The sequence below is a fragment of the Enterobacter sp. MGH 16 genome, assembly GCF_000493175.1.
GTDB classification, from domain to species: domain Bacteria; phylum Pseudomonadota; class Gammaproteobacteria; order Enterobacterales; family Enterobacteriaceae; genus Enterobacter; species Enterobacter roggenkampii.
In genome coordinates this window covers 2,892,505-2,917,751 of record NZ_KI535695.1, presented here as the reverse complement: position 1 = coordinate 2,917,751, position 25,247 = coordinate 2,892,505, and the positions used below count along the sequence as shown (strand labels likewise).

Annotated in this window: 27 protein-coding genes; 14 read left to right on the top strand and 13 right to left on the bottom strand. The window is 60.4% G+C overall.

Annotated elements, in window-relative coordinates:
* Positions 1 to 12 precede the first annotated feature (12 nt).
* Complete coding sequence (locus L362_RS09140) at positions 13 to 900, top strand: LysR family transcriptional regulator (RefSeq protein WP_032622703.1); 888 nt, start codon at positions 13 to 15, stop codon at positions 898 to 900.
* Here the strand turns inward: L362_RS09140 and L362_RS09145 are convergent.
* Entirely contained in the window at positions 897 to 1,304 is a 408-nt protein-coding gene (locus L362_RS09145; protein WP_008499596.1) for a MarR family winged helix-turn-helix transcriptional regulator, read from the bottom strand. The two genes, L362_RS09140 and L362_RS09145, sit on opposite strands and share 4 nt — an antisense overlap.
* A 172-nt stretch (positions 1,305 to 1,476) precedes the next feature.
* On the opposite strand from L362_RS09145, the gene L362_RS09150 reads away from it, so the two are divergent.
* From L362_RS09150 to L362_RS09160, 3 genes are read left to right on the top strand one after another with little or no spacing between them, the layout of a single operon-like run.
* On the top strand, positions 1,477 to 2,079 hold the full coding sequence (locus tag L362_RS09150) for a non-oxidative hydroxyarylic acid decarboxylases subunit B (protein ID WP_008499595.1): 603 nt from the start codon (positions 1,477 to 1,479) through the stop codon (positions 2,077 to 2,079).
* The gene (locus L362_RS09155) at positions 2,069 to 3,496 is read left to right on the top strand and encodes a non-oxidative hydroxyarylic acid decarboxylases subunit C (protein WP_008499594.1); all 1,428 of its coding nucleotides are present in this window, start codon (positions 2,069 to 2,071) and stop codon (positions 3,494 to 3,496) included. The genes L362_RS09150 and L362_RS09155 overlap by 11 nt, the downstream gene beginning before the upstream one ends.
* Positions 3,497 to 3,506: 10 nt before the next feature.
* Positions 3,507 to 3,728 carry a non-oxidative hydroxyarylic acid decarboxylases subunit D gene (locus L362_RS09160; RefSeq protein ID WP_003862116.1) on the top strand — a complete coding sequence of 74 codons (222 nt, stop codon included), beginning with the start codon at positions 3,507 to 3,509 and terminating at the stop codon, positions 3,726 to 3,728.
* A 139-nt stretch (positions 3,729 to 3,867) separates the two neighbouring features.
* Here L362_RS09160 and mutS read toward each other — a convergent pair whose 3' ends face one another.
* Both mutS and L362_RS09170 read right to left on the bottom strand, forming a co-directional pair.
* A complete protein-coding gene (gene mutS, locus L362_RS09165) occupies positions 3,868 to 6,429 on the bottom strand; it encodes a DNA mismatch repair protein MutS (RefSeq protein ID WP_023344807.1) in 2,562 nt (853 codons plus the stop codon).
* 113 nt (positions 6,430 to 6,542) lie between these two features.
* Positions 6,543 to 6,773: a SymE family type I addiction module toxin gene (locus tag L362_RS09170; protein ID WP_008499591.1), complete on the bottom strand. Its 231-nt coding sequence runs from the start codon at positions 6,771 to 6,773 to the stop codon at positions 6,543 to 6,545.
* Positions 6,774 to 6,948: 175 nt separating this feature from the next.
* Here L362_RS09170 and L362_RS09175 point away from each other — a divergent pair, with 175 nt between their 5' ends.
* A complete protein-coding gene (locus L362_RS09175; protein ID WP_008499590.1) occupies positions 6,949 to 7,293 on the top strand; it encodes a nitrous oxide-stimulated promoter family protein in 345 nt (114 codons plus the stop codon).
* Positions 7,294 to 7,298: 5 nt separating this feature from the next.
* On the opposite strand, the gene L362_RS09180 is transcribed toward L362_RS09175, so the two are convergent.
* The 10 genes from L362_RS09180 to hypA all read right to left on the bottom strand — a co-directional run bounded on the left by L362_RS09180 (position 7,299) and on the right by hypA (position 17,234).
* Complete coding sequence (locus L362_RS09180; protein WP_023344806.1) at positions 7,299 to 8,519, bottom strand: MDR family MFS transporter; 1,221 nt, start codon at positions 8,517 to 8,519, stop codon at positions 7,299 to 7,301.
* 16 nt (positions 8,520 to 8,535) lie between these two features.
* Positions 8,536 to 9,297, bottom strand: coding sequence for a siderophore ABC transporter ATP-binding protein EitC (locus L362_RS09185; RefSeq protein ID WP_023344805.1), 762 nt, complete (start codon positions 9,295 to 9,297; stop codon positions 8,536 to 8,538).
* Entirely contained in the window at positions 9,297 to 10,334 is a 1,038-nt protein-coding gene (locus L362_RS09190) for a FecCD family ABC transporter permease (RefSeq protein ID WP_023294435.1), read from the bottom strand. Before L362_RS09190 ends, L362_RS09185 begins: the two co-directional genes overlap by 1 nt.
* Complete coding sequence (locus L362_RS09195) at positions 10,334 to 11,332, bottom strand: siderophore ABC transporter substrate-binding protein EitA (protein WP_023344804.1); 999 nt, start codon at positions 11,330 to 11,332, stop codon at positions 10,334 to 10,336. The genes L362_RS09190 and L362_RS09195 overlap by 1 nt, the downstream gene beginning before the upstream one ends.
* 153 nt (positions 11,333 to 11,485) lie before the next feature.
* On the bottom strand, positions 11,486 to 13,558 hold the full coding sequence (gene flhA, locus L362_RS09200) for a formate hydrogenlyase transcriptional activator FlhA (protein WP_023344803.1): 2,073 nt from the start codon (positions 13,556 to 13,558) through the stop codon (positions 11,486 to 11,488).
* A 64-nt stretch (positions 13,559 to 13,622) separates the two neighbouring features.
* Complete coding sequence (gene hypE, locus L362_RS09205) at positions 13,623 to 14,633, bottom strand: hydrogenase expression/formation protein HypE (RefSeq protein ID WP_023344802.1); 1,011 nt, start codon at positions 14,631 to 14,633, stop codon at positions 13,623 to 13,625.
* The gene (gene hypD / locus L362_RS09210) at positions 14,630 to 15,751 is read right to left on the bottom strand and encodes a hydrogenase formation protein HypD (RefSeq protein ID WP_023344801.1); all 1,122 of its coding nucleotides are present in this window, start codon (positions 15,749 to 15,751) and stop codon (positions 14,630 to 14,632) included. Before hypD ends, hypE begins: the two co-directional genes overlap by 4 nt.
* 2 nt (positions 15,752 to 15,753) lie before the next feature.
* The gene (locus L362_RS09215; protein WP_008499582.1) at positions 15,754 to 16,026 is read right to left on the bottom strand and encodes a HypC/HybG/HupF family hydrogenase formation chaperone; all 273 of its coding nucleotides are present in this window, start codon (positions 16,024 to 16,026) and stop codon (positions 15,754 to 15,756) included.
* On the bottom strand, positions 16,017 to 16,880 hold the full coding sequence (hypB, locus tag L362_RS09220) for a hydrogenase nickel incorporation protein HypB (RefSeq protein ID WP_023344800.1): 864 nt from the start codon (positions 16,878 to 16,880) through the stop codon (positions 16,017 to 16,019). The genes L362_RS09215 and hypB overlap by 10 nt, the downstream gene beginning before the upstream one ends.
* Positions 16,881 to 16,883: 3 nt before the next feature.
* Complete coding sequence (gene hypA / locus L362_RS09225; protein WP_023344799.1) at positions 16,884 to 17,234, bottom strand: hydrogenase maturation nickel metallochaperone HypA; 351 nt, start codon at positions 17,232 to 17,234, stop codon at positions 16,884 to 16,886.
* A gap of 210 nt (positions 17,235 to 17,444) precedes the next feature.
* Here hypA and hycA point away from each other — a divergent pair, with 210 nt between their 5' ends.
* The 9 genes from hycA (at position 17,445) to hycI (ending at position 25,224) form a co-directional block, all read left to right on the top strand.
* Positions 17,445 to 17,909, top strand: a complete 465-nt coding sequence (gene hycA, locus L362_RS09230) for a formate hydrogenlyase regulator HycA (protein WP_023344798.1) — start codon at positions 17,445 to 17,447, stop codon at positions 17,907 to 17,909.
* Between the two features lie 71 nt (positions 17,910 to 17,980).
* Positions 17,981 to 18,589, top strand: a complete 609-nt coding sequence (locus tag L362_RS09235; RefSeq protein ID WP_023344797.1) for a 4Fe-4S dicluster domain-containing protein — start codon at positions 17,981 to 17,983, stop codon at positions 18,587 to 18,589.
* Entirely contained in the window at positions 18,586 to 20,400 is a 1,815-nt protein-coding gene (gene hycC, locus L362_RS09240; RefSeq protein WP_023344796.1) for a formate hydrogenlyase subunit 3, read from the top strand. Before L362_RS09235 ends, hycC begins: the two co-directional genes overlap by 4 nt.
* 1 nt (position 20,401) lies before the next feature.
* Positions 20,402 to 21,325 carry a respiratory chain complex I subunit 1 family protein gene (locus L362_RS09245; RefSeq protein WP_023294425.1) on the top strand — a complete coding sequence of 308 codons (924 nt, stop codon included), beginning with the start codon at positions 20,402 to 20,404 and terminating at the stop codon, positions 21,323 to 21,325.
* A gap of 15 nt (positions 21,326 to 21,340) precedes the next feature.
* Positions 21,341 to 23,050 carry a formate hydrogenlyase subunit HycE gene (gene hycE, locus L362_RS09250; protein ID WP_023344795.1) on the top strand — a complete coding sequence of 570 codons (1,710 nt, stop codon included), beginning with the start codon at positions 21,341 to 21,343 and terminating at the stop codon, positions 23,048 to 23,050.
* 9 nt (positions 23,051 to 23,059) lie between these two features.
* On the top strand, positions 23,060 to 23,602 hold the full coding sequence (locus L362_RS09255) for a formate hydrogenlyase complex iron-sulfur subunit (protein ID WP_008499573.1): 543 nt from the start codon (positions 23,060 to 23,062) through the stop codon (positions 23,600 to 23,602).
* Positions 23,602 to 24,369, top strand: coding sequence for an NADH-quinone oxidoreductase subunit B family protein (locus L362_RS09260; protein WP_021241938.1), 768 nt, complete (start codon positions 23,602 to 23,604; stop codon positions 24,367 to 24,369). Before L362_RS09255 ends, L362_RS09260 begins: the two co-directional genes overlap by 1 nt.
* Positions 24,366 to 24,776, top strand: a complete 411-nt coding sequence (locus tag L362_RS09265) for a formate hydrogenlyase maturation HycH family protein (RefSeq protein ID WP_023344794.1) — start codon at positions 24,366 to 24,368, stop codon at positions 24,774 to 24,776. The genes L362_RS09260 and L362_RS09265 overlap by 4 nt, the downstream gene beginning before the upstream one ends.
* A complete protein-coding gene (gene hycI / locus L362_RS09270) occupies positions 24,769 to 25,224 on the top strand; it encodes a hydrogenase maturation peptidase HycI (protein WP_023344793.1) in 456 nt (151 codons plus the stop codon). Before L362_RS09265 ends, hycI begins: the two co-directional genes overlap by 8 nt.
* The last annotated feature ends 23 nt before the right edge of the window (positions 25,225 to 25,247 follow it).

Here is a 25,247-nt window from a genome sequence, read left to right as displayed (position 1 = left end):
AAGGGCGAGATGATGATTAACCTGCAGCGGACGCAGATGTTTATCGCGGTGGCCGACACCGGCAGTTTTACGGCCGCCGCCGAGGCGATGGGGCTGACAAAAGCGGTGGTTAGCTTCAATATCCGCCAGCTTGAAGATGAGCTGGGCGTTACGCTGCTGCTGCGCTCCACCCGCCGCCTGACGCTAACCGAGGCGGGCGTGCTTTTTCATCAGCGCAGCGTGGCGCTTCTGAAGGAGGCCGAACGGCTGCAGGATGATGTCCGTGCGAACCATGCGGGACTCACCGGTGAACTGCGGATCACGACCACGCCTGAATATGGCGCCCGGGTCGTGGTGCCGCTGCTGGCCAGGTTTAGCCAGCAACACACGGATCTTCGCGTCCGACATGTTTCGTCGTCACTGCACGCAGACCTTATCTCGGAGCGCTTTGACGTGGCCATCCGGCTGGGTACGCTTGTTGATTCGCGCAACCACGCCGCACTGATTTCTCACTTTTCTATTCTCCCCGTCGCGACGCCCGAGTGGCTTGCGAGAAACCCGATCGAATCGCTTGCACAGCTGGCGCAGGCCGACTGGATTATCCACGAGCGCTTAGCCTCGCCGCTGCGCTGGCAGGTGAAAGATGCCCGCGGTGCGCCTGACGTGCTGGAGATAAAAAAGGCGCCGCGTTTGTTTGCCGACAGCGCTCAGGCCCTTATGGCTTTTGCGCTCGCAGGCGGTGGGGTGGCGTTACTGCCGGAATGGCTGGTGCGCGATGCGCTTGATGCGGGAACGCTGGTGACGATTTTACCGGAGTATACCTTTGCGCGGCAGGGGATCTATGCGGTCTATCCTGATGCCCGGCATGTGCCCGCAAAAGTGCGCACCTTTATCGATTTTATGCGCACCAGCGTGAGTTAATCGTGCATCATCTTTTTGATGAGCGCAGAGAACTGCTCCCGCTCGGCCTTGTTAAGGCGTCCTAAAAAGGCCTCATCAACCTCATTGCCTACCGGCTTACAGTCTGCAAGCAGGGCCTCACCTTCTGGCGTGAGGAAGACAAAGCGACGGCGCTTATCCGCAGGGTCGTGCTCGCGTTTGACCAGCCCGCGCGCCTCCATGCGGCTCAGCATTTCCGCCAGGGTCGCTTTCGTGCTGACCGCGACTTCAGTCAATGCCACCTGTTCAATGCCCGGATGCTCGGCAATTGAGCGCATCACCGCATACTGCGGCTTGGTCAGTTCCGGCAGGGCATGTTGCCACTTCGCGGTATGCTGTTGAAAAAGCTGACGTAACAGGTGGAACGCCTCTTGTCTTAGTTCCATGAACACTCCGACAGAAAAAATCACCCCCTATGATAGCCGCTAAAGTCCAGGATGATAATGCGGCATTTTTTAGCATTTTGTGTGATCGTGTACGAACGATCTTGTCAGAAAAACAATCCGGGAGTAGTTTACCTACAATGTTCGTACACGAACAAATTGATTGAGGTGATGAATGAGATTGATCGTGGGAATGACGGGGGCGACGGGTGCTCCGCTGGGCGTGGCGCTGCTGCAGGCGCTGCGGGAAATGCCGGAAGTAGAGACGCATCTGGTGATGTCGAAGTGGGCAAAAACCACCATTGAGCTGGAAACGCCTTACACCGCCCAGGACGTTGCTGCCCTGGCTGACGTCGTCCACAGCCCGGCTGACCAGGCCGCCACCATCTCCTCCGGCTCGTTTCGTACCGACGGCATGATCGTCATTCCCTGCAGCATGAAAACGCTGGCCGGGATCCGCGCGGGCTATGCCGAAGGGCTGGTGGGCCGTGCGGCGGATGTGGTGCTGAAAGAGGGGCGTAAGCTGGTACTGGTGCCCCGTGAAACGCCGCTCAGCACCATTCATCTGGAGAACATGCTGGCGCTCTCCCGCATGGGCGTGGCGATGGTGCCGCCCATGCCTGCGTACTACAACCACCCGCAAACCGCCGATGACATTACCCAGCATATTGTGACCCGCGTGCTCGACCAGTTTGGCCTGGAGCATAAAAAGGCGCGTCGCTGGAACGGGTTGCGGGAGGCGAAACATTTTTCACAGGAGAATAAAGATGGCATTTGATGATCTGAGAAGCTTCCTGCAGGCGCTCGATGAGCAAGGGCAACTGCTGAAAATTGAGGAAGAGGTAAACGCCGAGCCGGATCTGGCGGCGGCAGCCAACGCGACCGGCCGCATCGGTGACGGCGCGCCCGCGCTGTGGTTCGACAATATTCGCGGCTTTACCGATGCCCGCGTGGTGATGAACACCATCGGCTCCTGGCAAAATCACGCTATTTCGATGGGGCTGCCTGCGAACACGCCGGTGAAAAAGCAGATCGACGAGTTTATTCGCCGCTGGGATAAATTCCCGATTGCGCCAGAGCGCCGCGCCAACCCGGCCTGGGCGCAGAATACGGTGGACGGTGAAGACATTAACCTGTTCGACATCCTGCCGCTGTTCCGCCTGAACGACGGGGACGGTGGTTTTTATCTCGACAAAGCGTGCGTTGTCTCGCGCGATCCGCTCGACCCGGATAACTTCGGCAAGCAGAACGTTGGCATCTACCGCATGGAAGTGAAGGGCAAGCGCAAGCTCGGCCTGCAGCCGGTGCCGATGCACGATATCGCTCTGCATCTGCACAAAGCGGAAGAGCGCGGCGAAGACCTGCCGATTGCGATTACGCTGGGCAACGACCCGATCATCACCCTGATGGGCGCGACGCCGCTGAAATACGATCAGTCGGAATATGAAATGGCCGGTGCGCTCCGTGAAAGCCCGTACCCGATTGCCACCGCGCCGCTGACCGGCTTTGATGTGCCGTGGGGTTCTGAAGTGATCCTGGAAGGGGTGATTGAAGGCCGTAAGCGCGAAATTGAAGGGCCGTTCGGCGAGTTTACCGGCCACTACTCCGGTGGCCGTAACATGACGGTTGTGCGTATCGACAAAGTTTCTTACCGCACCAAACCGATTTTCGAATCCCTTTACCTCGGCATGCCGTGGACCGAGATTGATTATCTGATGGGGCCAGCCACCTGCGTGCCGCTCTACCAGCAGCTGAAAGCGGAGTTCCCGGAAGTGCAGGCGGTAAACGCGATGTACACCCACGGTCTGCTGGCGATCATCTCCACCAAAAAGCGTTACGGCGGCTTCGCCCGCGCGGTTGGCTTGCGCGCCATGACCACGCCGCACGGCCTGGGCTACGTGAAGATGGTGATCATGGTGGATGAGGATGTCGACCCGTTCAACCTCCCGCAGGTGATGTGGGCGCTGTCATCGAAGGTCAACCCGGCAGGCGATCTGGTGCAACTGCCGAACATGTCGGTGCTTGAACTCGATCCGGGATCCAGCCCGGCGGGCATTACCGACAAACTGATTATTGATGCGACCACGCCTGTCGCACCGGACACCCGGGGCCACTATAGCCAGCCGGTTCAGGATCTGCCTGAAACCAAAGCCTGGGCTGAAAAACTGACCGCGATGCTGGCTGCACGCCAATAAGGAGGAAAAGATGATTTGTCCACGTTGTGCCGATGAGCATATTGAAGTGATGGCGACGTCACCGGTGAAAGGGGTCTGGACCGTTTACCAGTGCCAGCATTGTCTGTATACCTGGCGCGATACCGAACCGCTGCGTCGTACCAGCCGCGAGCACTACCCGGAAGCGTTCCGCATGACGCAGAAGGATATTGACGAGGCGCCGCAGGTGCCGACAATCCCGCCGCTGCTCTAAAAAAAAGCCCGGTGGCGCTGCGCTTACCGGGCGATAATATTGTGCGGTCTGTTTTGCCGGGTGGCGGCTTCGCCTTACCCGGCCTACAAAACTCGTAGGCCCGGTAAGCGCAGCGCCACCGGGCAAAGACCGCAGAAAACTAAACCAGACTCTTCAACCGATAAATCCACTCCAGCGCCTGACGCGGCGTCAGGGAATCAGGATCGAGATTCTCCAGCGCTTCCACTGCAGGCGATGTCTCTTCCGCTGGCACCAGCAGCGACATCTGCGTACCATCGATCTGCGTCGCCGCCGCATTCGGTGACAGGCTTTCCAGCTCACGCAGTTTCTGACGCGCGCGCTTGATCACCTCTTTCGGTACACCGGCCAGCGCCGCAACGGCCAGACCATAGCTCTTGCTTGCCGCGCCATCCTGCACCGTGTGCATAAAGGCGATGGTGTCGCCGTGCTCCAGCGCATCAAGGTGGACGTTAGCCACGCCTTCCATTTTCTCCGGCAACTGCGTCAGCTCGAAGTAGTGGGTGGCGAACAGCGTCATGGCCTTGATTTTATTCGCGAGGCTTTCCGCACAGGCCCAGGCCAGCGACAGGCCATCGTAGGTTGACGTTCCGCGTCCGACTTCGTCCATCAGCACCAGGCTGTGCTCCGTCGCGTTATGCAGAATGTTAGCCGTTTCGGTCATTTCGACCATGAAGGTTGAGCGACCGCTCGCCAGATCGTCCGCAGCCCCGACGCGGGTAAAAATACGGTCGATGGGGCCAATCTCCACGTTTTGCGCCGGGACGTAGCTGCCGATATACGCGAGCAGCGCAATCAGCGCCGTTTGACGCATATAGGTACTCTTACCGCCCATGTTCGGACCGGTAATGATCAGCATTCTTCGCTGCGGCGACAGGCTCAGCGGGTTGGCGATGAACGGTTCGTTCAGCACCCGCTCGACCACCGGGTGACGGCCTTCAGTGATGCGAATGCCGGGCTTGTCGGTAAAGGTCGGGCAGGTGTAGTTCAGTGTTTCCGCGCGTTCGGCCAGGTTCACCAGCACGTCCAGTTCCGCCAGCGCGCTGGCGCTCAGCTGCAGGTCGGCCAGGTGCGGCATCAGCATGTCAAACAGCTCTTCATAGAGCTGTTTTTCCAGCGCCAACGCTTTGCCTTTCGAGGTGAGAACTTTGTCCTCGTACTCTTTCAGCTCGGGAATGATGTAGCGTTCAGCGTTTTTCAACGTCTGGCGGCGCACGTAGTGAATCGGCGCCAGATGGCTCTGCCCGCGGCTGATTTGAATGTAGTAACCGTGAACCGCGTTATACCCCACCTTCAGGGTGTCGAGCCCAAGACGCTCGCGCTCGCGGATCTCCAGCTTATCAAGGTAGTCCGTCGCGCCGTCGGCCAGCGCGCGCCATTCGTCCAGCTCCTCGTTGTAGCCCGGGGCAATCACGCCGCCATCGCGCACGAGAACCGGAGGCGCATCAATAATGGCGCGTTCAAGCAGCTCGCGGAGTTCGGTAAATTCGCCCATGGTTTCGCGGAGTTTCTGTACCGGCGCGCTGTCAACGTCGCTCAGCTGCGCACGCAGTTCCGGCAGCTGCTGGAAAGCATGACGCATCCGCGCAAGATCGCGCGGTCGCGCCGTGCGCAGCGCCAGACGGGCCAGGATACGTTCCAGATCGCCCACCTGACGCAGGACCGGCTGCAGCTCGGTATAGCGATCCTGCAGGGCGGCAATCGTCTGCTGACGGCAAACCAGCGTAGCGGTATCGCGAATCGGCATATGCAGCCAGCGTTTCAGCATACGGCTGCCCATTGGCGTTACCGTATTGTCGAGGACCGACGCGAGCGTATTTTCTACGCCGCCCGCCAGGTTCTGGGTGATCTCCAGGTTACGGCGCGTGGCGGCATCCATGATGATGCTGTCCTGCTGGCGCTCCATGGTGATAGAGCGGATATGCGGCAGGGCGGTGCGCTGGGTATCTTTTACGTACTGCAGGAGGCAACCTGCCGCACACAGCCCGCGCGGGGCATTTTCAACGCCAAAGCCAATCAGATCGCGGGTGCCAAACTGCAGATTCAGCTGCTGGCGCGCGGTATCAATTTCGAATTCCCACAGCGGACGGCGGCGCAACCCGCGACGGCCTTCAATCAGCGACATTTCGGCGAAATCTTCGGCGTAGAGCAGTTCTGCCGGGTTGGTGCGCTGCAGTTCGGCTGCCATTGTTTCTCGGTCAGCCGGTTCACTCAGACGAAAACGCCCGGAGCTGATGTCCAGCGTCGCGTAGCCAAAGCCTTTGCCGTCCTGCCACAGCGCGGCCAGCAGGTTATCCTGGCGCTCCTGAAGCAGGGCTTCATCACTGATGGTGCCCGGCGTGACGATGCGCACGACCTTGCGTTCCACCGGACCTTTTGAGGTCGCGGGGTCGCCGATCTGTTCGCAGATGGCGACAGACTCACCCTGATTCACCAGTTTCGCCAGGTAGTTTTCTACCGCGTGGTGGGGTATACCGGCCATTGGAATGGGTTCACCAGCCGATGCGCCACGTTTGGTCAGCGAGATGTCGAGCAGCTGCGATGCGCGTTTGGCATCGTCATAAAACAGCTCGTAAAAATCGCCCATACGATAGAACAGCAGGATTTCCGGATGCTGTGCCTTCAGCTTCAGATACTGCTGCATCATCGGCGTATGTGCGTCGAAATTGTCGAGTGTGCTCATGGAGTTATGATGTCCATTTCTTTGAATATAAACCGTTTTGAGCGGCTCAGTGGCCGTTTGTTCCTTCTATTGTCGCATGAAAAAAAGGTACGGCGCAGAAAAATGTCGCCGCTTTACGAGGCATCTTCCGACATGAGCTCAATGACGATTTTTCCATGCTCCACACCCACTCGCACCCGGGAGTGGGTGGTAAACCCTGCCTTTTCAAGCCAGTCACCTTTTAAGCTCAGCGCCGCATGCACGCTGTAGCGCTTCGGTATCTTGGTATTGCGGTCTTCATGGCGCTTTCTGAAATATCCCACTGTTAAATGGCGATAGGGTTTGTTGATAGCGAGTTCTTGCATAGGGTCTCCCGACAACACGGATAAAAGTCATTACTGATGCCTGTATAAAATACCAGTGATGGTTGGGCCTTGCAGGGCTAAAACTGGAATCAGGCTTCAGAAAACGACATGCAATAACTGAAATCCCGCATTGAAAGGTGTATTATTTTTGCACTTTATTGTTCGGTAAGTCGCTATGTCCGGTAAACGAATTTCACGCGAAAAAGAGACCATCGCGAAAATGATCGCGCTGTATCAGAAGCAGTGTCCTCAGGCCTCTGTGGAAGAGGGGCACTATCAGGCGCTAAATGCCTATGCCGATAAGCGTCTGGATAAATGCGTTTTCGGGGAGGAAAAGCCCGCCTGTAAACAGTGTCCGGTCCACTGCTACCAGCCTGCAAAACGCGAAGAGATGAAGCAGATTATGCGCTGGGCAGGCCCGCGAATGCTCTGGCGTCACCCCATTCTGACCGTCCGCCATCTGATGGATGACCGTCGTCCCGTACCGGAACTGCCGGAAAAGTATCGTCCGAAAAAGTGACCGGTTCAGCTTCTGAGCGGGCGGCAAATCACGTTAAGGGCCAGCGCGCTGCAGAGCGGGAAGAGGGCCAGCAGCAGCCAGGGGAGCATCGCCTGCGTTGAGGGCACCAGCGCGCGATCCAGCAGGCTGCCAAACAGCAAATTCCCGGCCAGTACCGCAATGCCTCCGGCGGTGGCGAGTGCGCCGTAGTGCGCCCCCAGCGTGGACTCCTCGGCAAACCGGGGGACCAGGTCCTTAGCCGAGGGTACCAGCAGCATCTGTCCCAGCGTCAACAGCGTCACGAAACAGACCGACGGCAGCAGGCGCAGCCAGCCTTCAGGCGGTGCCGTCGGCGCAAACATTGCCACGCTTGCAAAGGCGGCGGAGAGGAATAAAAAGCCCACCGGCAGGATCCTCACCGCGCCCACGCGCCGGGCGAATCGCGCCAGCGGCAGCTGTAAAGCAACAATCAGTACAGAGGCCAGCATAAAAAGCGGGCCGAGATCTTTCTCGTTACCGCCGGAGCGCTGGATCTCTACTGGCAGCGCCAGATAGAGCTGGTTATAGCTTAAAAGCCACGAGCTATAGGCAATGATAAAGGCGACAAAGCGGGGCTGGCGAAAGGTCGTCCACCAGGGAACGAGTTTTAGCGTCCGCGCAGCGTGGCGTGACGCGGGTAGGCAAAAGTAGAGAACCACCAGCGCAACGAGAAAGACGCCAGCGCCCGCCAGCGCCACCTGGCGAAAGCCCAGGCCGGTGAGCAGGGCGCCGGCAACCGGGCCCAGTACCGCACCGAGTTCCCCGCAGACCGCAAAGAGCGCGAACCACTCCGCCCGGCTTCGTTTACCTTTCGCCTCGCTATTCGTGCCTGCTTTCGCCAGCAATGCCTCAATAGAAGGAGAAAACAGCGCGCCGCCCACCCCCGTCAGGCACGCGCCCAGAATAATCGGCCACAGCGATTCACCAAGCGCCAGCAGCAGATACCCCGTGACGCGAATAATGCACCCGCTCAGGATAACGATTTTCGCGCCAAACCGGTCCGAGAGCGCGCCGCCGACGATAAACATCCCCTGCTGAGAGAACGTGCGCAGGCCGAGGATCAGCCCGATCAGCCCGCCGGAGAGCAGCATATCGTCGCGCAGGAATATCGCCAGGAAGGGGACAACGGCGTAAAAGCCGATGTTAAAAACAAACTGGCTACCCAGTAAAACGGGCGGCCAGAGCGTGGTGGCAGGGCGAAGGGGCATCGTTGGTCACTCGCCCCTAAACGATAAAGTGAATGTGTTTTTTGCCATGGAACGGCGAGATCTCGATTTTGGTTTTGACCCGGAAGACGTCCCAGAGCAACGACTCGGACAGGATGTCCTGCGGTGTCCCTGTCGCCACAATTTGCCCTTTCTGCATCACAATCAGCGAGTCGCAGAACATCGAGGCGTGGTTGAGATCGTGGATAGCGACAATGCTGGTGACCGGTAATTCGCTGATCAACTGCATCAGCTGCATCTGATGATGAATGTCCAGGTGGTTTGTTGGTTCATCCAGCAGGATTTCCGTCGGGGTCTGGGCCAGCGCGCGGGCAATTTGGACGCGCTGGCGCTCACCGCCGGAGAGGCTCAGCCACCCCTGGTCGCTTTTATCCAGCATATCCACGCGCTGCAGAGCGGCGGTGACGGTTTCGTCATCGTGCGTGCTCCAGTTGGAAAAGGCGGAGTGGTGCGGAATCCGCCCGAGTTTGACCACGTCGCGCACGCGCATGTTGGCGTCAGTCATGCCGTGCTGCTCCACGAAGGCGACCCGGCGGGCCAGCTGCTTTTTGGCAATACGAGAGATGTCCTGGCCGTCCAGCGTCACACAGCCCGCATCCGGGCGACGCAGCCCCGCGAGGATACGTAAAAGAGACGATTTACCGCAGCCGTTAGGGCCAAGCAGTCCTACCGTTTCGCCCCGGGAAACCTTCAGCGAGACGTCATTAACGATGACTTTTTTGCCGACCTTCCAGGTAATATTTTCAGCGCGGATGCTCATCACTTATTCCTTGAGCGGTAGATAATCACGGCAAAGAACGGAACGCCAACCAGCGCGGTGACCACGCCGACGGGCAGGCTTTGCGGCGCAATCAGCATGCGCGAGGCAATGTCTGCCAGCACCATCAGGATCGCGCCTGCCAGCGCGCTGGCAATCAGCAGCGTGCGGTGCAGCGGCCCGAACAGGAAACGCATGACGTGCGGCACCACCAGCCCGACAAAGCCGATTGACCCCGCCATGCTGACGATGGTCGCGGTGATCAGCGCGGTGGTGGTAAAGAGCGCCAGGCGCACCCAGGGGACAGCAATGCCCAGCGACGCTGCGGCGTCATCACCGAACGTAAAGGCATCCAGCGCCCGGGAATAGTAGAGGCACACGGCTAACCCAATCAGCACCACGACCAGTGCCAGCTGGAATTCAGGCCAGCGTACGCCGCTGAAGCTGCCCAGCAGCCAGAACATCACGTCGCGCGCCTGCTGGGCACTGGCGGAGGTGCTAATGGTGTAGGCGGTAATGGCGTTAAAAAGCTGCGAGGCGGCGACGCCTGCCAGAATCGTACGTTCATTCCCGCCGCGCGCCCCGTTCGTCAGAAACGCGACAAACGCAAATGCGGCGAACGCCCCGGCGAAGGCACCGGCAGAAAGGGAGACCGCACCGGTGCCGATCCCCAATACGACAACAGAAACCGCCCCGGTCGACGCGCCCGCGGACACGCCGAGCACGTAGGGTTCCGCCAGCGCGTTCTTCAGCAGGCTCTGCAATACGGCCCCGCAGATGGCCAGCCCCGCGCCGCAGCAGGCCGCCACCAGCGCGCGGCTCAGGCGAAAGTCCCAGATGACGCTTTCATAGATGCGAGTGAGCGGAACCTCGGTGAGCCCCATTTTATTGCTGATGGCGTAAAACACGTTATCCAGCGGGATGGACAGCTCGCCGACGCTGACGCTCAGCGCGATAACCAGAAATAGCAGGACAAAGGCGAGCAAACACGAGGTCGTCAGAACCAGGCTCTGCCTGGCCTGAAGGACAGCGGTGGTCATCAGTGCAGCCCCAGTTTTCTGAGCTGTTCGCCAACCTGCTCAGCCCCGTAAATCGTGCGAATTGTCGGGTTCATGGCCTGACCGTCCATCACCACGATATGGCCTTTTTTCACCGCGTCCAGCTGGCTGACGGCCGGATCGCTTTTCAGGAATTTGATTTTCTCTTCCGCGTTATCCAGCGCCCAGCGGTTGCGATCCAGGCTCGAGACCACAATCACATCCGGATTGGCGGCAATAATGCTTTCCCAGCCCACGGTTGGCCATTCGGTCTCGGAGGTGATGGCGTTATGTCCGCCCATCAGGCTGGCGATAAACCCGGAGGGGCTATTTTTACCGCCTACGTAGGCGTCCGCAGAGGGGGATGAGCTGGAGAACCAGAAGACAAACGATAGGTCTTTTTTGTTCTTGCCGAATTCCTTACGCAAGTCGGCCTCACGTTTTTTGAAATCGGCAATCACGGCCTGACCGCGGTCTTCAACGTTAAAGATTTTGGCGAAATCCTCAATCTCCTGATAGAGATACGTCATATCCCACAGTTTCTGGCGGCTGCCGTACATATCGCCGGTGGCTTTTTTGGTCGCACACATGCCCGGGGACACGTAGCTGTTCACGCCCAGGGTCATCAGATCGTCGCGTTTTGCGACCTTGCTTTCTGGCCCCAGCAGCAGCGGTGACTGCGCGGGGACAAAGTCGGGATTTTGCGCAAGCACGGATTCAAGGGTAGGGATTTCGACCGTCAGGGTTTTGATTTTTGCGTTCTGGTCCGCCAGCTGCGGCAGCACTTTCGTCGGCCAGAAGGCGCTGGCCTTCACCTTATCTTCCAGCCCCAGCAGGAGCAGAATTTCGACGGTATTCTGACCCAGAGCCACGACGCGTTCCGGCGCTTTGGTGAATGTCTCTTTATAGCCACAGTTTTCAATCGTCAGAGGATATGTGGTTGCCAGAGCAGAACTGACCGACGCAACCGCCAGGCCTAACGCGCAGATGACCTTCTTCATGAAACGCTACCCTTGATTAATATTATTATTGATGCAAATGAAACTCATTATTAAGGCGGAATTTTATACAGAGGAAACGATTTTGTGTCAATGAGGGACAATTGCGCAGGGTAACGAAAGGCGGTGCCAGAAAAACACCGCCGGATTGGGGGCTTAAACCAGGCTCTCTTTATCGATCCCGAGACGCTTCATGCGCGACAGCAGGGTAGTGCGTTTTAACCCTAAACGCTGGGCGGCACCTTTTGGCCCGGCGACCACGCCGTTGGTCTCTTTGAGTACGCGCATAATGAGCTGATATTCATCTTCTCCCTCTTTCGCCGTCTCGGCGGCGGGTACGGTCACGTCAGGCAGCGTCACTTCAGGCAGGGAGAGCTGCAGCACATTGCCGCGCGTCAGCAGCACCGCACGCTCGATGACGTTTTCCAGCTCGCGCACGTTGCCGGGCCACTCCATCGATGAAAGGGTACGTAACGTCTCGGCAGGAATGCTGTCGATATTTCGACCCATCCGACGCGCGATCTTGGCGGTAAACGCTTTGACCAGCAAGGGAATATCTTCCGGGCGCTCGCGCAGCGGCGGCAGGAAGATCGGGAAGACGTTCAGGCGATAGTAGAGATCGCTGCGAAACTCGCGGTCGGCAACCATTTTTTTCAGGTCGCGGTTGGTGGCGGCAATCAGCCGCACGTCAGTCTGGATAAGCTTGTTGCTGCCAAGACGTTCAAACTCCTGCTCCTGCAGGACGCGCAGCAGTTTCGGCTGTAGCTCCAGCGGCATATCGCCCACTTCGTCGAGAAACAGCGAGCTCTTGTCCGCCAGCTCAAAACGGCCCAGCCGCTGGCTGCTGGCCCCGGTGAATGCACCGCGCTCGTGGCCGAACAGGTCGCTTTCCAGCAGGCCTGCAGGCATCGCCGCGCAGTTCATCTTCACCATCCGACGGCTGTTGCGGTTGCTCAGGTTGTGGATGGCGCGGGCAATCAGCTCTTTACCCGTACCGGTTTCGCCAAGGATCAGCACCGTGCTGTCGCTTTGCGCCACCATCTCAACCTGCTTGAGCACGCTGTACATGGCGTCGCTGCGCCCGATGATTTCACCAAACTCGCTGTCCACGTTGTTGAGCTGTTCGGTCAGGGCCAGGTTCTCATCCACCAGCCGCTCTTTCAGGCGGTGGATCTCCTGATAGGCGAGGGCGTTATCCAGCGCGATGGAGATACGCTCGGCGATCTGGCGCAGCAGCTTCAGGTTGGCGGTGGTAAACACGGCTTCATCACACTGCGCCAGCTTCAGCACCCCCAGCATGGTGTTGCCGGACATCAGGGGAAGCAGGCACAGGGTCTGAATCTTGTTGCCCCAGGTGTTAAACAGCATCCGCTCGTACGGAGCCACCGGGTCCTGCTCGCTCAGGTTGAGCAGCAGGATCTCTTTGCTTTTAAATACCCGCTCAGACAGGGTGCCCGCTTCGTCCACTTCGCTCTGCTCGTGCGCCGGGTTGGCTTCATCCAGATAATGCGTGGAGTAGATGTTCAGCTTGCCCTTGCGATGGCCGCGCAGCGCGATGCTGATGGCATCGATTTTGAAATAGTGGTGGATCTCTTTCGACACTTCGCTGACCAGCTCGTCCATATCAAGGCGCGACAGCACGGCGTTGGTGATGGCGACCAGAATGCGGAAGTTGTCGCGCTCGCGGCTCAGCAGGTCGTAATCCACGTTATTGGTCACGCGGCTTTGGATCTGCTCCGCGACGACGGCCACAATCTGGGTAAAGGTGTGCAGACGCTCGTATTCCGCCTCGCTCCAGGGCTGGTCGGTCGTGCGAATAAACTCGCAGCCACCAAAAATATGTCCCTCCGCCGCGAGCGGCAGCATGCTGTAGTGGCCGAACGGCTGGTAGAGATTGCTCTCCGCGAGCCGCGGCCACGCCATCCGAAACTCCTCAAAGTTGCAGTGCAGCGCTTCCGGACGGGAGAGAATACGGCGCACCGGGCCATGCGCGAGATACGTTTCGTCTTCGTACTCAAACGTTTTGCCATTATCGCGCGTTGAGTAGTAGCTCGCGCGGTGCGTTCCGCTATGCCACAGTACAATCGCCGCGCTGTCGGCCAGCGCTGATTGCCTGACCAGCCGCGTCAGGGCATCGCTCAGCGCGCCGAGATCGGGCTGCTGTAAAAGTGTACGCGTGATATCAAACAGGCCCTGCTGTCCAAGATCGCTCATCGGTGTATACGGCATTATTGCTTTCCAATAGAAACTGGCAAAAAAGAGACATTCAGTGCTGACCGCTTATGGCGCGGCTCTAGCAAATTCGGGGTAAGGGTTCCGCGTGCGGCAGGTCCAGCGTGCGCTTCACGCCGTAAAGTCCGGTCAGGCGCACCCCCTTGCGCTCAACCACTTCGCCGATGATGGCGGCCTCTTTCCCTAATGGATGCGCGCGCAGCTCTGCAAGAACGGCTTCCGCCGCCGCGCGTTCCACGCCGATCACCAGCTTGCCTTCGTTAGCAAAGTTCAGTGGGTCAAGTCCCAATAGTTCGCACAGCCCGCGCACGGCAGCTTTTACAGGCAGGCCACGCTCGGTCAGTTCAATTCCGCACCCGCTGCTTGCGGCGAATTCGTGAACCACCGCATTCACCCCGCCGCGGGTGGCATCGCGCAAGGCCTTAACGCCGGGAATAGCACACAGCGTCTGAATCAGCGGGGTGAGCACCGCGCAGTCGCTGCGCAGTTCACCGTCCAGCCCTAAGCCTTCGCGCAGGTTAAGGATAGTCGCTCCGTGGCAGCCCAGCGTGCCGGTTACCAGCAGCACGTCGCCCGCGCTAAGCCGCTGTGCGCCCCAGTGAATGTTGGCGGGGATAGCCCCCATTCCGGCGGTGTTGATAAACAGCTTATCGGCCGCACCGCGCTGGACCACTTTGGTGTCCCCGGTGACGATAGCGATACCCGCCTCGCGCGCGGTGTGTGCCATGCTGTTCACCACCGCCGAGAGCGTCTCCATCGGCAGACCCTCTTCAAGGATGAATCCGCAGGAGAGGTAGCGGGGAATGGCGCCGCTGACGGCCACGTCGTTGGCCGTGCCGCAGACGGCGAGCTTGCCGATATCGCCGCCGGGAAAGAACAGCGGATCGATGACGTAGCTGTCGGTGGAGAAGGCCAGCCGGTCGCCCTGGGCGGTGAGGGTGGCGAGGTCAATGCGCGCCTGGTCTTCCTGCTCGGCGAGCCAGGGGTTGTTAAAGGCCTCCATGAACAGCCGGTTAATCAACTGCTGCATCGCCTGTCCACCGCTTCCGTGCGCCATTTCCACCGTGTTCATGCTTCACACTCCTGGTTGCGATATTGATACCACGCGGCGCATGCCCCTTCGGAGGAGACCATCAGCGCGCCAAACGCCGTTTGCGGGTTACAGGTTTTGCCAAATAACGGGCACTGATGCGGTTTGCATTTGCCGGTGAGCACCTCGCCACAGCGGGCCCGGGGATCGTCGCAAACCTGCTGCGGCTGCGGGCGGAAATGCGCTTCGGCGTCGAACGCGCGATAGGCTGGCGTCAGGCGCACGCCGGATTCGGCAATCAGCCCCAGTCCTCGCCACTCGCTGTCGCCTTCGACGCTGAACACCTCCGCAATGGCACGCTGAGCCCGTTCATTGCCGGCATCCGGCACCACGCGGCGGTACTGGTTTTCGACCGCGCTCAGGGCCGCTATTTTCTGCTCAACCAGCATGGTGACACCTTGCAGTAGATCAAGTGGTTCGAAACCAGCCACCACTAACGGACGATTGTACTGTTCAGCGATAAAACCGTAGGCGTCTGTGCCAATCACCATGCTGACGTGGCCCGGTGCCAGAAAGGCGTCAATGCCGTTGCCTGGCGCTTCCAGCAGGCTGCGCAGGGTAGGGATAAGCGTAATGTGCTGGCAGAAGAAGAAAAAGTTATCGACGCCGCGCGCTTTCGCCTGCTGCAGCGTGATGGCCGTCGCGGGCATGGTGGTTTCAAACCCCAGGCCAAAAAATACCACCTTGCGCGCGGGGTTATCCGCTGCCAGCGTCAGGGCATCCATCGGCGAATAGACGATCCGGATGTCGGCCCCGCGCGCTTTCGCCTGCAGCAGCGAGCCGTTTTTCCCGGGCACGCGCATCGCGTCGCCAAAGGTGCAGAATATGACGTCGGGCCGGCTGGCAATCTCGATACAGCTGTCGATGCGTCCCATTGGCAGCACGCAGACCGGGCAGCCGGGGCCGTGGATAAACTCAATGTTCTCCGGCAGCAGCTGGTCGAGGCCAAATTTAAAGATCGCGTGCGTGTGCCCGCCGCACACCTCCATGATCCGCAGCGGCTTTTCTTTGGTGTAGTCCAGCCGCGCCGCGCGCGTTTTGAGGTGTCCGATAAGCTGCAGCACCTGCTCCGGCGCGCGGTATTCATCAACGTAACGCATGATTACCGCTCCTCGCCGTACAGCAGCGCGCCGACGTCCGGCTCCACGTCGAACATGTTTTGCAACGCATCCAGCGTGTCGCGGGCTTCCGCTTCGTTAATCACGCTCATGGCAAACCCCACGTGTACCAGCACCCACTGGCCGAGACGCGACGCGCCCGTTTCATCGGTGCTGCCCACCAGCGTCAGGTCGACGTCGCGCAGGATGCCGCAGACCTCGACTTTGGCCTGATTACCGTTGAGGGAATGGATTTGTCCCGGTACGCCTATGCACATCGTTCGTTCTCCAGCCAGCGTAACCAGCCGTCCATGCCGTCGCCGCGCGTGGCGGAGACCAGCAGGATCTCAATCTCCGGGTTCACCTCGCGGGCATACGCCAGGCACTTATCCACGTCGAAATTCAGGTACGGCAGCAGGTCGACTTTGTTCAGCAGCATCAGGGATGCCGCGGCGAACATATGCGGGTACTTCAGCGGCTTGTCTTCGCCTTCGGTCACCGAAAGCACCGCCACCTTGTGTCGTTCACCCAGATCGAAGCTCGCCGGGCAGACGAGGTTGCCGACGTTTTCAATAAACAGGATGCCGTTATCCGCCAGCGGCAGGCGCGGGGCGGCGTCGGCAATCATCTGCGCATCCAGGTGGCAGCCTTTGCCGGTGTTAACCTGAATTGCCGGGGTGCCGGTTTCGCGGATGCGCGCCGCGTCGTTTACCGTTTGCTGGTCGCCCTCGATCACCGCGCAGGAGACGCGCCCGTTGAGGCGTTTGAGCGTTTCGGTCAGCAGCGTGGTTTTACCGGAACCGGGGCTGGAGACCAGGTTCAGCGCCAGCTGTGTGCGGGTGGCAAAGCGGGCGCGGTTGCGGGCGGCGAGCTGGTTATTTTTGTCCAGCACGTTGATTTCCACCTCCAGCATCTGGCGTTGGCTCATGCCCGGCGCGTGGATGCCCGCTTCGCCGTGGCCGTAATGCAGGTCGCCCGCATCGGAGCGTTGCGGCGCAAAGGTAATGCCGGTCAGGGCTGCCGCAGGGCGCGGGGCAGGGGAAAAGGGCGCGGAGCGAAACGCGGAGTGGGGGCGGTGTTCATCCCCTTCTATATACAGGTTGCCTTCGGCGCAACCGCAGGTACTACACATACTTTACTCCTTCTCGATTTCGAGGCGTTGGATCTGCATGCCGTCATCCGCCACGATGCGCAGACCGCCGCTCTGACACTGCGGGCAGCGCTGTACCTTCGATGACAGCAGGGTGACGTACTGCTGACACTGCTCGCACCAGCACTCCGCCTGCTGCTCTTCAATATGCAGTTCGCAGCCTTCCGCCAGCGTGCCGCGGCAGACCAGCTCAAAACAGAAGGTCAGGGCGCTGGTCTCGACGCAGGAAAACGCTCCGACCTTCAGCCAGACGCCGGTGACGCGCTTCGCGTGGTTTTGCACTGCATGCTGTTCGATAAGTTCCAGAGCCCGCTGGCAGAGGGTGATTTCGTGCATGACGCCTCCTCAATGAATTGCCCCGGTAATGCAATAACAGTGCCAGCTTGATTTTTGTTAAGGCGTGACGATGTCAACGCTGTCGAAATGACACGTCGACACCGCGGTGATGACAGCAGTTTTTCAGTTTAATCCCTTTAAAATCAGCAAAATAAAAACTGGCATGGAATCTGCTTAACAGCCGCTATCTCCATTAAACGGATACCTTCTATGACTATTTGGGAAATCAGCGAAAAAGCAGATTACATCGCGCAGCGTCATCAACAGTTACAGGATCAGTGGCACCTTTACTGCAACTCGCTGGTTCAGGGCATTACGTTGTCGAAAGCGCGTCTTCACCACGCGATGAGCTGCGCGGCGCAGGGGGATATGCGCTTTGTCCTCTTCGGCCATTTCACCATCAACGTCACCCTGGCGGATAACTTCAACAGCCACACCATTGAGTACTACCTCGAGACAAAAGATGGTGAAAAACAGTGTATTGCGAAGGCGCAGCTGATGGCTGACGGCATGGTGGACGGCCACGTCAGCAACCGCGATCGCCAGCAGGTACTGGAGCACTATCTGGAAAAAATCGCCCCGGTTTATAACGGCCTGTACACCGCCGTTGAACACGATCTCCCGGTCAACCTGAAGCAGCTGATGGACGGAAATACCTCAGCGAACGTGGCCTGACCCCCCGTGTGTCGAGAAGTGTCGACAAGACAGTTTTTCGTCAAAAATGACTATCACCAGAGGATAACCCGGTGAACCGTTTTGTAATTGCTGACTCGACGGTCTGTATTGGCTGTCGAACCTGTGAGGCGGCGTGTTCGGAAACGCATCGCCTTCATGGGCTACAGTCCATGCCGCGCCTGCACGTCATGCGTAATGAAAAAGAGTCTTCCCCGCAGCTCTGCCATCACTGTGAAGATGCCCCCTGCGCGGGTGTCTGTCCCGTGAACGCCATCACCCGCGTGGATGGCGCAGTCCAGCTGAACGAAAGTCTGTGCGTAAGCTGCAAGCTGTGCGGCATTGCCTGCCCGTTCGGTGCGATTGAATTCTCCGGCAGCCGCCCGCTGCATATTCCGGCCAATGCCAACTCGCCTAAAGCCCCGCCCGCGCCTCCGGCGCCTGCACGCGTCAGCACGCTGCTGGACTGGGTGCCCGGCATCCGCGCCGTGGCGGTGAAGTGCGACCTGTGCAGCTTCGATGACCAGGGCCCGGCCTGCGTGCGCACCTGTCCAACCAAAGCGCTGATTCTGGTGAACATTCGCGACATCGCCCGCACCAGCAAGCGCAAGCGCGAGCTGACCATTAATACCGACGTCGGCGATCTTTCGCTTCTGCAGGCGCTCAACGAGGGGGTGAAATGAACGCGATTACGATGATTACCAGCGCCGTGGCGTACTTTGCCGCCGCCGCCGTGCTGGCGTGGCTTCTGTCATTCCATAAAACCCTGAGCGGCTGGATCGCCGGGATCGGCGGGGCGGTCGGCAGCCTGATGACGCTGGCGGCGGGTGGGGTTGTCCTGCTCGGCGGGCAGTCCGCAGAGGCCGTGATGCCGCTGATTCGCCACACCGTTGCGATTACGCCGCTGAACGCCATCTGGCTGGTGACCTTTGGCCTGTGCGGGCTGTTTATCAGCCTGTTCAATATCGACTGGCACCGCCATCCGCACGCCAAAGCCAACGGCCTGCTGGTGAACCTGCTGATGGCGACGGCGGTCTGCACCGTGATCGCCAGCAACCTCGGCGCGCTGGTGGTGATGGCGGAGATCATGGCGCTGTGCGGCGTGTTCCTGACCGGCTGCAGCGCCTCCGGGAAAGTGTGGTTTGCGCTGGGACGCCTCGGGACGCTGCTGCTGGCGCTGGCCTGCTGGCGGGTGTGGCAGCGTTTCGGCACGCTGGAGTTCGCTGCGCTTAACGGGCATCCGCTGGGCAATGACGTCTGGCTGCTGGGCGTGATCGGCTTTGGCCTGCTGGCCGGGATTATCCCGCTGCACGGCTGGGTGCCGCAGGCGCATGCGAATGCCTCCGCGCCCGCTGCCGCGCTGTTTTCTGTGGTGGTGATGAAGGTCGGTCTGTTCGGGATTCTGGCGATTACGCTGACCGGCGGCCAGCCGCCGCTGTGGTGGGGCGTGGTGCTGCTGATTGCAGGCATGATCACCGCCTTTATCGGCGGCCTGTACGCGCTGATGGAGCACAATATCCAGCGTCTTCTGGCGTACCACACGCTGGAGAATATCGGCATCATCCTGCTCGGCATGGGCGCGGGCGTGACCGGGCTGGCGCTTAATCAACCGGCGCTGATTGCCGCCGGCTTTATCGGCGGTCTGTATCACCTCGTTAACCACAGCCTGTTTAAAAGCACCCTGTTCCTCGGCGCGGGCAGCGTCTGGTTCCGCACCGGTCATCGGGATATTGAAAAGCTGGGAGGGATTGGCAAAAAAATGCCGGTGATTTCGCTGGCGATGCTGGTCGGGCTGATGGCGATGGCCGCGCTGCCGCCGCTGAACGGCTTTGCCGGGGAGTGGGTGATCTATCAGTCCTTCTTCGCCCTCGGTCAGAGCGAGGCGTTTATCGCCCGCCTGCTGGGGCCGCTGCTGGCGGTCGGGCTGGCGATTACCGGGGCGCTGGCCGTGATGTGCATGGCGAAAGTCTATGGCGTGACCTTCCTTGGCGCGCCGCGTACGCGTGAGGCTGAGAACGCCTGCTGCGCACCGGTACTGATGGGCGTAAGCGTGGTCGCGCTGGCGCTGTGCTGCATCGCGGGCGGGGTTGCCGCGCCTTGGCTGCTGCCGCTGCTGGGCCACGCCATTCCGCTGCCGCTTGAGACGGCGCATACCGTCGTTTCCCAGCCGATGATTGCACTGCTGCTGATTGCCGCGCCGCTGCTGCCGTTCGTGCTGATGCTGTTCTTCAAACGCGACCGGCTCACCTCCCGCTCGCGCGGTGCCGCGTGGGCCTGCGGTTATGAACACGAACAGTCGATGGTCATCACCGCCCACGGTTTTGCTATGCCGGTGAAAGAGAACTTCGCCGCCGTGCTGAAGCTGCGCCACTGGCTGAACCCGGTGGGCTGGGTACCCGGCTGGCAGAACGCTGCCGCGCCCGCGCTGTTCCGCCGTCTGGCGTTGATCGAGCTGGCGGTGCTGGTAGTGATTGTGATTTCACGAGGAGCCTGACATGAGTCTGTTACTGGCAATTCTTCAGGCGCTGGTGCTGTTCGCCGCCGCGCCGCTGCTGTCGGGCATCACGCGCGTGGCGCGTGCCCGGATGCACAACCGTCGCGGGCCTGGCGTACTGCAGGAGTACCGCGATCTCTTCAAGCTGCTTTCTCGCCAGAGCGTGGCCCCGGATGCCGCAGGCTGGGTCTTCCGCCTGACGCCGTTCGTGATGGTGGGCGTGATGCTCACCGTCGCCACCGCGCTGCCGGTGGTGACGGTGGCTTCGCCCCTGCCCGTGCTTGGCGATCTGATTACGCTTATCTACCTCTTCGCCATCGCCCGCTTCTTCTTTGCGATTGCGGGCCTGGACACCGGTAGCCCGTTTACCGGCATCGGTGCCAGCCGCGAGGCGATGCTCGGCGTGCTGGTTGAGCCGATCCTGCTGCTGGGGCTGTGGGTCGCCGCGCAGGTTGCGGGTTCCACGCACATCAGCTTTATCACCGACACCGTTTACCACTGGCCAGTTGCCCGCTCCCTTCCGCTGGTGCTGGCGCTGTGCGCCTGCGCGTTCGCCACGTTTATCGAGATGGGCAAGCTGCCGTTCGATCTGGCCGAAGCCGAGCAGGAGCTGCAGGAAGGGCCGCTCACCGAATACAGCGGCTACGGCTTTGCGGTGCTGAAGTGGGGCATCAGCCTCAAACAGCTGGTGGTGCTGCAGATGTTTGTCGGCGTCTTCTTCCCGTGGGGGCAGATGACGCACTTCTCCGCGGGCGGTCTGCTGCTGGCCGTCGTGGTTGCCGCCCTCAAGCTGCTGGTCGGCGTGCTGGTCATTGCCCTGTTCGAAAACAGCATGGCGCGCCTGCGTTTTGTGGAAACGTCCCGCATCACCTGGGCCGGGTTTGGTTTTGCATTTTTAGCGTTCGTCTCCTTGCTGGTGGCGTGATTAAAGAGAGTATTTATGTCTGAAGAAAAGAAAGGTCAGCAGTATCTCGCCGCGTTGCATCAGGCTTTCCCGGGCGTGGTGCTGGAGGAGTCCTGGCAAACCAAAGACCAGATCACCGTCACCATTAAGGTGAACTATCTGCCGGAAGTGGTGGAGTTTCTCTACTACCAGCAGGGCGGCTGGCTGTCGGTGCTGTTCGGTAACGACGAGCGCCAGCTGTGCGGCAGTTACGCGGTGTATTACGTGATGTCGATGGAGCAGGGCGAGAAGTGCTGGATCACCGTGCGCGTCGAGGTCGACCCGAATAAACCGGAATACCCGTCCGTCACGCCGCGCGTGCCCGCTGCCGTCTGGGGCGAGCGTGAAGTGCGCGACATGTATGGCCTGGTGCCGGTTGGCCTGCCGGATGAGCGCCGTCTGGTGCTGCCGGACGACTGGCCGGACGAACTCTATCCGCTGCGCAAAGACAGCATGGACTACCGCCAGCGTCCGGCGCCGACTACCGACAGCGAAACCTACGAGTTCATCAACGAGCTGGGCAGCAAGAAGAATAACGTGGTGCCGATCGGCCCGCTGCACGTCACCTCTGACGAGCCGGGCCACTTCCGCCTGTTCGTTGACGGTGAAAACATTATCGACGCCGACTACCGCCTGTTCTACGTCCACCGCGGCATGGAGAAGCTGGCGGAGACCCGCATGGGCTACAACGAAGTGACGTTTCTTTCTGACCGCGTGTGCGGCATCTGCGGCTTCGCCCACAGCACCGCCTACACCACCTCGGTAGAGAACGGCATGGGGATCGTGGTGCCGGAACGCGCGCAGATGATCCGCGCCATCCTGCTGGAGGTGGAGCGCCTGCACTCGCACCTGCTGAACCTCGGCCTGGCCTGCCACTTCGTCGGCTTTGACTCCGGGTTTATGCAGTTCTTCCGCGTGCGCGAAGCGTCGATGAAGATGGCGGAGATCCTCACCGGGGCGCGCAAAACCTACGGTCTGAACCTGATCGGCGGGATCCGCCGCGACCTGCTGAAAAACGACATGATCCAGACCCGCCAGCTGGCGCAGCAGATGCGCCGCGACGTGCAGGAGCTGGTGGATATGCTGCTCAGCACGCCCAACATCGAGCAGCGCACCGTGGGCATCGGCCGTCTTGACCCGGAAATCGCCCGCGACTTCAGCAACGTCGGCCCGATGGTGCGCGCCAGCGGCCACGCCCGCGACACCCGTGCCGATCACCCGTTCGTCGGCTATGGCCTGCTGCCGATGACCGTGCACAGCGAGCAGGGCTGCGACGTCATTTCCCGCCTGAAGGTGCGCATCAACGAGGTGTTCACCGCGCTGAACATGATCGACTTCGGTCTGGACAACCTGCCGGGCGGCCTGCTGATGGTGGAAGGCTTCACCTACATTCCAAACCGCTTTGCCCTCGGCTTTGCCGAAGCGCCGCGCGGGGACGACATCCACTGGAGCATGACCGGCGACAACCAGAAGCTCTACCGCTGGCGCTGCCGAGCGGCGACCTACGCCAACTGGCCAACCCTGCGCTATATGCTGCGCGGCAACACGGTCTCCGACGCGCCGCTGATCATCGGCAGCCTCGACCCGTGCTACTCCTGCACCGACCGCATGACCGTCGTGGACGTGCGCAAGAAGAAAAGCCAGGTGGTGCCGTACAAAGAGCTTGAGCGCTACAGCATCGAGCGTAAGAACTCGCCGCTGAAATAAGGACTCGCCATGTTTACCTTTATCAAAAAAGTGATCAAAACCGGCACGCAGACCAGCCGCTATCCGCTGGAGCCGATGCCGGTCGACAAAAACTTTCGCGGCAAGCCGGAGCACAACCCGCAGCAGTGCATCGGCTGCGCGGCCTGCGTCAACGCCTGCCCGTCGAACGCCCTGACGGTGGAAACGGATCTCAAAACCGGCGAGCTGGCCTGGCAGTTTAACCTTGGACGCTGCATCTTCTGCGGCCGCTGTGAGGAGGTCTGCCCGACGGTCGCCATTCGCCTGTCGCAGGAGTACGAGCTGGCGGTGTGGAAGAAAGAGGATTTCCTGCAGCAGTCGCGCTTTGACCTGTGCCACTGCCGCGTCTGCCAGCGCCCGTTCGCCGTGCAAAAAGAGATCGACTACGCCATTGCGCTGCTGCAGCACAACGGCGACGCGCGCGCGGAACACCACCGCGAAAGCTTCGAAACCTGCCCGGCGTGCAAGCGTCAGAAATGCCTGCTGCCGTCCGACCGCATTGATATCACCCGCCACATGAGAGAGGCCAGCTGATGGAAAACCTACTGGGCCCGCGCGACGCAAACGGCATTCCGGTGCCGATGACGGTGGACGAATCCATCGCCAGCATGAAGGCGTCGCTGCTGAAAAAAATCAAACGCTCGGCCTACGTCTACCGCGTGGACTGCGGCGGCTGCAACGGCTGCGAGATTGAGATCTTCGCTACGCTGTCGCCGCTGTTTGACGCCGAGCGCTTCGGCATCAAGGTGGTGCCGTCCCCGCGTCATGCGGACATCCTGCTGTTCACCGGGGCCGTCACCCGCGCCATGCGCTCGCCCGCGCTGCGCGCCTGGCAGTCCGCGCCGGACCCGAAAATTTGCATCTCGTACGGCGCCTGCGGCAACAGCGGCGGCATCTTCCATGACCTCTACTGCGTCTGGGGCGGCACCGACAAAATCGTGCCGGTGGACGTCTACATCCCGGGCTGCCCGCCGACGCCCGCCGCCACGCTGTACGGCTTCGCGATGGCGCTCGGCCTGCTGGAGCAGAAAATCCACGCGCGCGAGCCGGGCGAACTCGACAACCAGCCGGCCGCCATTCTGCACCCGGACATGGTGCAGCCGCTGCGGGTGAAGGTTGACCGCACGGCGCGCAGGCTGGCGGGGTACCGCTACGGCCGTCAGATTGCCGATGATTATCTGCGCCTGCTGAGCCAGGGTGACCACCAGGTCGCACGCTGGCTGGAGGCGGAAAACGATCCGCGCCTCAATGAGATTGTGGCGAACCTGAACAGCATCGTCGACGAGGCGCGTATCCGATGAGTGAAACGGTGGTGTTCAGCCAGCTGAGCCGTAAGTTTATTGATGAGAACGATGCCACGCCGGATGCGGCGCAGCAGGTGGTCTATTACAGCCTGGCGATTGGGCATCACCTCGGGGTGATTGACTGCCTGGAGGCCGCGCTGAGCTGTCCGTGGCCGGAATACCTGGCGTGGATTGCCACGCTGGAGGAGGGCAGCGCGGCGCGGCGCAAAATGGAAGGCGTGCCGAAGTACGGCGAGATCGTGATCGATGTGAACCACATTGCCATGCTCGCCAACGCCTTTGACGCGGCGCTCGGCAGACAAACCCCGGAGCAGCAGGCGTGGAGCAAAACGCTGCTCGGCATGCTGCATGATATTCATCAGGAGAGCGCCATCTACCTGATGGTGAGGAGATTACGTGACTGACGTTTTACTGTGTGTCGGCAACAGCATGATGGGCGACGACGGCGCGGGTCCGCTGCTGGCGGAGATGTGTGCCGCGAACCCGCAGGGCGACTGGGTGGTGATTGACGGCGGCAGCGCGCCGGAAAACGACGTGGTGGCCATCCGCGAGCTGCGCCCGGACAGGCTGTTAATCGTCGATGCCACCGATATGTGGCTCAACCCCGGCGAGATCCGCCTGATTGACCCGGACGATATCGCCGAGATGTTTATGATGACCACCCACAATATGCCGCTGAACTACCTCGTGGATCAGATCAAAGGTGACGTGGGCGAGGTGCTGTTTTTGGGCATTCAGCCGGACATTGTCGGATTTTATTACCCGATGACGCCGCCGGTGAAAGAGGCGGTGGACGTGGTGTATTCACGGCTAGCGGGATGGGTTGGGAACGGAGGGTTTTCTCAGCTCTGAGCAGCGCCCGGTGGCGCTACGCT

Bases quoted from the DNA above. Each gene is read 5' to 3' on its own strand.
- L362_RS09140 (WP_032622703.1), top strand. From the start codon at position 13: ATGATTAACCTGCAGCGGACGCAGATGTTTATCGCGGTGGCCGACACC.
- L362_RS09145 (WP_008499596.1), bottom strand. From the start codon at position 1,304: ATGGAACTAAGACAAGAGGCGTTCCACCTGTTACGTCAGCTTTTTCAA.
- L362_RS09150 (WP_008499595.1), top strand. From the start codon at position 1,477: ATGAGATTGATCGTGGGAATGACGGGGGCGACGGGTGCTCCGCTGGGC.
- L362_RS09155 (WP_008499594.1), top strand. From the start codon at position 2,069: ATGGCATTTGATGATCTGAGAAGCTTCCTGCAGGCGCTCGATGAGCAA.
- L362_RS09160 (WP_003862116.1), top strand. From the start codon at position 3,507: ATGATTTGTCCACGTTGTGCCGATGAGCATATTGAAGTGATGGCGACG.
- mutS (WP_023344807.1), bottom strand. From the start codon at position 6,429: ATGAGCACACTCGACAATTTCGACGCACATACGCCGATGATGCAGCAG.
- L362_RS09170 (WP_008499591.1), bottom strand. From the start codon at position 6,773: ATGCAAGAACTCGCTATCAACAAACCCTATCGCCATTTAACAGTGGGA.
- L362_RS09175 (WP_008499590.1), top strand. From the start codon at position 6,949: ATGTCCGGTAAACGAATTTCACGCGAAAAAGAGACCATCGCGAAAATG.
- L362_RS09180 (WP_023344806.1), bottom strand. From the start codon at position 8,519: ATGCCCCTTCGCCCTGCCACCACGCTCTGGCCGCCCGTTTTACTGGGT.
- L362_RS09185 (WP_023344805.1), bottom strand. From the start codon at position 9,297: ATGAGCATCCGCGCTGAAAATATTACCTGGAAGGTCGGCAAAAAAGTC.
- L362_RS09190 (WP_023294435.1), bottom strand. From the start codon at position 10,334: ATGACCACCGCTGTCCTTCAGGCCAGGCAGAGCCTGGTTCTGACGACC.
- L362_RS09195 (WP_023344804.1), bottom strand. From the start codon at position 11,332: ATGAAGAAGGTCATCTGCGCGTTAGGCCTGGCGGTTGCGTCGGTCAGT.
- flhA (WP_023344803.1), bottom strand. From the start codon at position 13,558: ATGCCGTATACACCGATGAGCGATCTTGGACAGCAGGGCCTGTTTGAT.
- hypE (WP_023344802.1), bottom strand. From the start codon at position 14,633: ATGAACACGGTGGAAATGGCGCACGGAAGCGGTGGACAGGCGATGCAG.
- hypD (WP_023344801.1), bottom strand. From the start codon at position 15,751: ATGCGTTACGTTGATGAATACCGCGCGCCGGAGCAGGTGCTGCAGCTT.
- L362_RS09215 (WP_008499582.1), bottom strand. From the start codon at position 16,026: ATGTGCATAGGCGTACCGGGACAAATCCATTCCCTCAACGGTAATCAG.
- hypB (WP_023344800.1), bottom strand. From the start codon at position 16,880: ATGTGTAGTACCTGCGGTTGCGCCGAAGGCAACCTGTATATAGAAGGG.
- hypA (WP_023344799.1), bottom strand. From the start codon at position 17,234: ATGCACGAAATCACCCTCTGCCAGCGGGCTCTGGAACTTATCGAACAG.
- hycA (WP_023344798.1), top strand. From the start codon at position 17,445: ATGACTATTTGGGAAATCAGCGAAAAAGCAGATTACATCGCGCAGCGT.
- hycC (WP_023344796.1), top strand. From the start codon at position 18,586: ATGAACGCGATTACGATGATTACCAGCGCCGTGGCGTACTTTGCCGCC.
- L362_RS09245 (WP_023294425.1), top strand. From the start codon at position 20,402: ATGAGTCTGTTACTGGCAATTCTTCAGGCGCTGGTGCTGTTCGCCGCC.
- hycE (WP_023344795.1), top strand. From the start codon at position 21,341: ATGTCTGAAGAAAAGAAAGGTCAGCAGTATCTCGCCGCGTTGCATCAG.
- L362_RS09255 (WP_008499573.1), top strand. From the start codon at position 23,060: ATGTTTACCTTTATCAAAAAAGTGATCAAAACCGGCACGCAGACCAGC.
- L362_RS09260 (WP_021241938.1), top strand. From the start codon at position 23,602: ATGGAAAACCTACTGGGCCCGCGCGACGCAAACGGCATTCCGGTGCCG.
- L362_RS09265 (WP_023344794.1), top strand. From the start codon at position 24,366: ATGAGTGAAACGGTGGTGTTCAGCCAGCTGAGCCGTAAGTTTATTGAT.